The sequence below is a fragment of the Candidatus Zixiibacteriota bacterium genome, from assembly GCA_036397555.1.
Lineage (GTDB): Bacteria > Zixibacteria > MSB-5A5 > WJJR01 > WJJR01 > DATKYL01.
This window is the reverse complement of sequence record DASWIS010000002.1, coordinates 34787-40786: the sequence shown is the minus strand read 5'-3', so window position 1 is coordinate 40786 and position 6000 is coordinate 34787. Positions and strand designations below refer to the sequence as shown.

At 60.6% G+C, this 6000-nt stretch carries 3 protein-coding genes; all 3 read right to left on the bottom strand.

What is annotated here, in order from left to right; translation table 11 throughout:
- The coding region (locus tag VGB22_00965) for a dockerin type I repeat-containing protein (GenBank protein HEX9749846.1) at positions 1-2579 on the bottom strand (2579 nt) is incomplete at its 3' end.
- 305 nt (positions 2580-2884) lie between these two features.
- Positions 2885-3904, bottom strand: a complete 1020-nt coding sequence (locus VGB22_00960; protein ID HEX9749845.1) for a fatty acid desaturase — start codon at positions 3902-3904, stop codon at positions 2885-2887.
- Between the two features lie 78 nt (positions 3905-3982).
- Complete coding sequence (locus VGB22_00955; protein HEX9749844.1) at positions 3983-5365, bottom strand: DEAD/DEAH box helicase; 1383 nt, start codon at positions 5363-5365, stop codon at positions 3983-3985.
- Positions 5366-6000 lie beyond the last annotated feature (635 nt).

The following is a 6000-nucleotide window of genomic DNA, read 5'->3' as shown; positions in this document are numbered from 1 at the left end:
CCCGCATACGGACTCAGCTTCGCCTCGATGGTCGGACTGACCGCGCCGCTGATCACCCGGATCAGGTAGGTCAGATCCGCCACCGTCAGGGACACCCCGTCCCCGTTGACATCTCCCGCCTGCACCTGTAATGCCCGCAGCGCGGCATCTTCGGAGAATACCTCCACGCCATTGATCAGATAATTGACCAGCAGGATCGCATCGCCGACCTCATAGGAGAGACCGTTCTGGTTGATGTCACCCCGTGATCCCGCCGGCTCCACGATCCGCATCTGGGCACTGGCCAACCGGACACCGGGCAGCACACTGCCGGACAGCGACGCTTCACAGTTTTCATAGTCCGACTCCGCCATCACGAAGGTCATGTCTCCCGACCGGCTGCTGATGGTGTTGTCGGTACAGCCATCCAGACACGCCTGCCAGTAGACACTCTGACCCGCCAGTTGACGGTTGGGGGTCACATTGACCGTCACATTGGCCAACACCCCCACCGGACGGTACGCCGACGACGGGGGATGCATCGCACCATTGGCCAAATCCGCCATGGCGATCAGACGGATCACGCCGGTCTCCAAACGGTAGGTGAAGTACTCCCAGTCCGCCAAGGCGGATCCCCGTTCGACCTGGGCGATGCTGAAGACGTTGTCATCATAGGCGAAGGCCAGCTCGAAGGAGCCGACATCCGACTGCGCGGAGTCCAAACGAATCGGAATGGTTGACCGTCCGCCGACCGCGACATCCACCGGCGATGAGACGTCCCCCGCCGCCACGAAGAAGGGGCAATCGGGACGCAGCACCGTCACCACCCGCTCGCAGAACGCCTCGTTGCCGCAGGCATCGGTGGCCGTGTACGTGTACGTGATCGGAACCGAAACATCGGTGCACCCCACACCGCCGACACTGGAGCGGAAGCAGGTGACGACCACGTCGCACCCGCCGGTGACGGTCGCATCATTCGGATCACACGGGGGCAAGTCGGCAAAGCGTTGGACAATGATATTCGACAGGCAGGAGATCGTTACCGATGAGCTGCCGCCGATCGTGATAATCTGATCGCAGGAGGCCATGCTGCCGCACTCGGACGTAGCGACGTAGGTGCGGGTCACCGTGCCCCCGCACGGGTCGCCGACGAGAGGGCCGTCGCTGCACGTAACTGTTACCGAGCCGCAGTTGGTCGTCACCGTCGCGTCGTTGGGATCGCATGGCGGCAACTCGGCCAAACAGCCGACATTGAAATCGTCCGGACACGTGATTGTCGGAATGTCGCCCAGCACGGTGATGATCTGATCACACGACGCTACCCCGCCGCACTCGTAGGTCGCGGTGTATGTGCGCGTGATTGTACCGGAGCATGGTCCGCCGACCAGCGGGCCATCGCTGCAGGTGATGGTCACACTGCCGCAATTGGCGGTCGCGGTCGCATCGTTGGGATTGCACGGCGGGACATCTTCGAGACAGGCGACATCGAAGTCGGCGGGGCATGAGATCGCGGGCACATCGCCGGTCACCGTGATGATCTGATCACACGAGGTCTGATTGCCGCAGTCGTCGGTCGCCGTAAAAGTCCGCGTGATGGTGCCCGAGCAGGTGCCACCGACCAGGGGGCCATCGCTGCAGGTCACCGTCACACCGCCACAGTCATCGGTGGCGGTGGCATCGCCGGGATCGCAGGCGGGCACATCGGCGAGACAATCGACGCTGAAGTCGTCGGGGCAGACGATCGTCGGGGGATCGTCGGAGACCGTAATAAGCTGCACGCAAGTCTCCGTGTTGCCGCAGGCATCGGTGGCGGTATAGGTCCTCGTGATCGTGCCGGAACAACCGCCTCCCGGCGGCGGACTGTCATTGCAGGTGATGGTGACCGCGCTGCAGTTGTCGGTCGCGGTCGCATCACCCGGATCACACGGTGGGACATTGGCGAAACAGCCGGCGTCGAAGTCGGCCGGACAGACCGTGAAGACCGGCGGCGTATCGTCGATGACGGTATGAGTGCGCACGCATTGAGATGAGTTGCCGCAGTCGTCGGTAAACGAGAAAACATCCGTGAAGATCAAGGGATCGCCGGGACATCCGGAGCCGCCATTGTCGCTGCGCGAGCTGGAAATCGAAACCGACGGATCGCATTGATCGATCGGACCGACTCCGCCGAGTGCCAGCGGCTGGACTTGTGAGACGCACTGATAGTTCGCATTCGTGCCGCACGTGCCGCCGTACGAGGGCGGTGTGGTGTCTTCGACGAAGATGGTCTGAACGCAACTGGCCATATCGCCGCTGGTGGCGGTCGCCGTCCAGGTGCGCGCGATGGTTTTCTCGGCCGGACATCCGCCCGGCGTCTCCGCATCGCTGTAAGTCAAGGTCACCGTGCCGCAATCAGGATTCGATGTATAGGTCGCCGTCCCGGTGAATGACGGATTGTTCGATTGATGACACTGGATGGTCTTATCGGCCGGACAGTTGATCGTCAGCACACAGACCGTTGCCTCGTTGCTGGAAAGAGTCGACGGCTGGTGGCGCTGTGAGGACTGCTCGGCTGCGTGTCCGACATTTGTCAGCGAAACGACAAGTGCGACGATGGACACACAACATCGACACCAGATGCGGCTGTTCATAATTTCCTCCCCTTGCTATTGACTTGTCGCTATTGGCCCAAGCCGGGCCATGGGCGAGACCATGTAGACGTACTGCACAAGCGAGTTACGCAGAGGAAAAAGACGAAGTCAATAGCCAGTTAAGCAGGGCAGCGAAGCCACGGCCGCACGGCAGATGCCGGTGATGTCTGATCGGATCGATCCCTTAAGCTCAAATCCGGCGAACATAACACCAAACCCGGCAGCGACTTATCCACCAGAGAGCGTGCCGCCGGTACCGGCATCGCCTGGCATGACTATCGCACTGCTTCAGTCGTTTCGGTGGGCCGGACTCTTGGGATCGGAGACTGGGATGGTCGGACGCGCGCTTCACGAAAACCGACCATTTGGCCGGAATCCTCGTCCCAGAGTTTCAGGCGTACGCAGCGCAAGCCGTCGGCCATCGTGAGCCGTGTCACATTCTGCAACTGCGAGTGCGCCTGGAGACAATCATGCAGTCGATAGTTCGGTATGCGGCTGTTGAGATGATGGACGTGATGAACGCCGATATTCCCCGAAAACCAGTTGATGATCTTCGGCAGATCGTAGAAGGAACTGCCCCGCAATCCCGCATCGTGATAACCCCAGGAGGGCTGCCGGCGCCAGTACGTGTCCTCGAATTGGTGCTGAATATAGAACAGCCATATGCCCGCAGTGCCCGACAGCATCGTGATGGGCAACTGAACTTTCAGGAATGCCATGCCGCCGACAGCCCACCACATGAGGGCGATGAGTCCGCCGATACAAAGATTCGTCAAAATGACGCTGCGCCATTCACGCTTCCATGACAGCGGCAGGTCGAGCGGGAATCGATGCTTCAAAACGAAAAGGTAGAACGGGCCGATGACGAACAGCACCAGCGGATTGCGATAGAGCCGGTAGCCCAGCCGCCGGACGCGAGACAGCGACCGGTATTCACGAACGGTCAGCGTGGTAATGTCACCGAAATCGCGCCGGTCCAGATTACCGGAGGTGGCGTGGTGAATCGCGTGTGTCCTTCGCCAGTACCCGTAGGGGGTGAGCGTCAGGACACCCAGTATGAAACCGAGTCCATTGTTGACCCGCTGGTTTTTGAAGAACGATCCATGGCCGCAATCATGTTGAATGATGAACAGCCGCACCAGAAACCCCGCCGCCGGGACCGCCAGAACGAGTGTGATCCAATACGAAACCCGAAGACTTTGCAGCATCAGAAACCACACGGCCGCAAACGGAATCGCCGTATTCAGCAATTGGAAGAGACTGTCACGGAGCTCGGGCCGGAACTCGAGGTGCATTGTGCTGACTCTCTCGGCACCGTTCGTTGTAACAGTCAAGAGCCGAATCCTCTCTACAGCGACATCGATCCGCACGGATCAGCGTCGATAAGGCGACCTTCGTGATCCGCTTTTCGCGGCTCGTTTGATCCGCCGTCCATGCTCAACGTTCAGTCCGCTCGTCAAGTTCGCTGACACCTCAAACCGTGCGGCCGACTCCAACGGTTCGCCAATCACACAGGCAGGCGTCAGGCGGTGTGCCGTCGACGGCCTCGACCTCCCGCCGGGGGCGGAGTGTCTCCGAGCCGGCGTGGCCCGTCCGGATCGAGTCCCACCGTCCGCAACGGGTCGCGGAGCGGCGTAATCGAATCCAGCCATCGTCAGACGCGGCAGCCGTCGTCCCAGCGCCTGTTCAATCGCGCGCAGATCGGCCTCCTCGCTTTCAGACACAAACGTAAACGCATCGCCGGTACGGGAAGCCCGCGCGGTGCGTCCCACACGATGGATGTAACTGTCCGGCATATTAGGAACATCAAAATTCACGACGTGGGACAGGGAATCCACATCGATTCCCCGTGCCGCGATGTCGGTGGCAACCATCACCTGAAACCGTCCCGATTTGAACCCCGCCAGGGCCTCGGTGCGTTGACTCTGGCTGCGGTTACCGTGGATGCGCTCGCATTTTACCCCCCGTTGGCGCAAGTAGGTCGCGAGCCGATTGGCACGGTGCTTCGTCCGCATGAAGACCAAGGCGTTCTTGATCCCATTGCGGCGCAGTAGTTCCACCAGGAGCGCGGGCTTTAAGTCCTGGCGGGCCGGATAGACTGCGTGATTGATCCCGGATGCCGCCTCCGGCTTGCGATCGACATTGACCCGGACCGGATGCTGGAGGATTTGCTGCGACAACAGCACGATTTCCGGAGGAAGTGTCGCCGAGAAACAGAGCGTCTGACGCCGGTCGGGCAGATGTTTGAGTATCCGACGGACATCGGGGAGAAAACCCATGTCGAGCATGCGGTCGGCCTCATCGAGAACGAGGAACTCCAGGGCATTCAGTCGCGCGTAAGGATACTGGAAATGATCGAGCAACCGTCCCGGCGTTGCCACGATCACGTCGACTCCGCGGCGAAACGCCTGTTCCTGAGGACCGATGGCGACCCCACCGAAGACTGCCGCGCAGGTGATGTTGGTCCGTTTGGCCAGCGACTTGATGTGGTCGACGATCTGTGCGGCCAATTCACGCGTCGGCGTGAGAACCAAGGCGCGGGTCGCTCCGCGTTGGCCGCCCAGCAAACTCTGCAGAATCGGCAGCGCAAACGCAGCGGTCTTTCCGGATCCGGTGGTCGCGCAGGCCAGGATGTCATGCCCCGCCAGCGCCGGCGGAATCGCATCCCTCTGAATCGGAGTCGGTTGAGTGAAGTGCAGGCCCGTTACGCCGCGTATGAGGTCGGGGTGCAGGGCAAACTTTGAGAAGTCATTCACGATACGGTCTTCCTGTCTGGCCAATGCCATTTAGGGGGATAAGGTGTCTGAAGCTGTAAGCAGGAGTGCGGAAAGCTCAGAAACACCAGCGGCCCCCGTCGCCGGTGCCGAGTCATTATACGAAAGAAACGCAGGGAATCCTCGAATTATCTCGCGCGAACGACGACAGGGGTGTTTAACTCGAAGCAGCGTTCTTCGGAGCGCCTCCCGACATCGTCGGCAGTGCGATGTCCTTACGCTGGAGCCGCTTACGAGCCGATGCGTAACGACAACTGGATCGTTCGCTCCCGTCATCGAATGAGCCGGTCCCTTGTTGATGCCCTTGAGTAAAGAGCGTCCGGATGGGATTCTTCCCATGGTTGTAGGTTTGGCACGAGGATGAGTGTATAATGGAGGGTCAACAAAGGAGCGTCTCACCCGTCCCAATGGCCAATTCTATCCAGCCTTCGCGTACAAGAAAACCGAGAGTGTATCATGGTTCAGGCCAGGTCATCCGTCTGCGGTGCGATGTCTGCGGCGTGGTGATCGGAGAAGCGCGTGCCAGAGAATCCGTAGTCACCGCGACCCACCTGCGTGGATGGTGCAACGAGCACCTGCCGGGTGTCCGGAGCGCCGTAGTCGCCGCCCACCAGTAG

Coding starts and splice junctions, on each gene's coding strand:
- VGB22_00960 (HEX9749845.1), bottom strand. CDS start 3,904: ATGCACCTCGAGTTCCGGCCCGAGCTCCGTGACAGTCTCTTCCAATTG.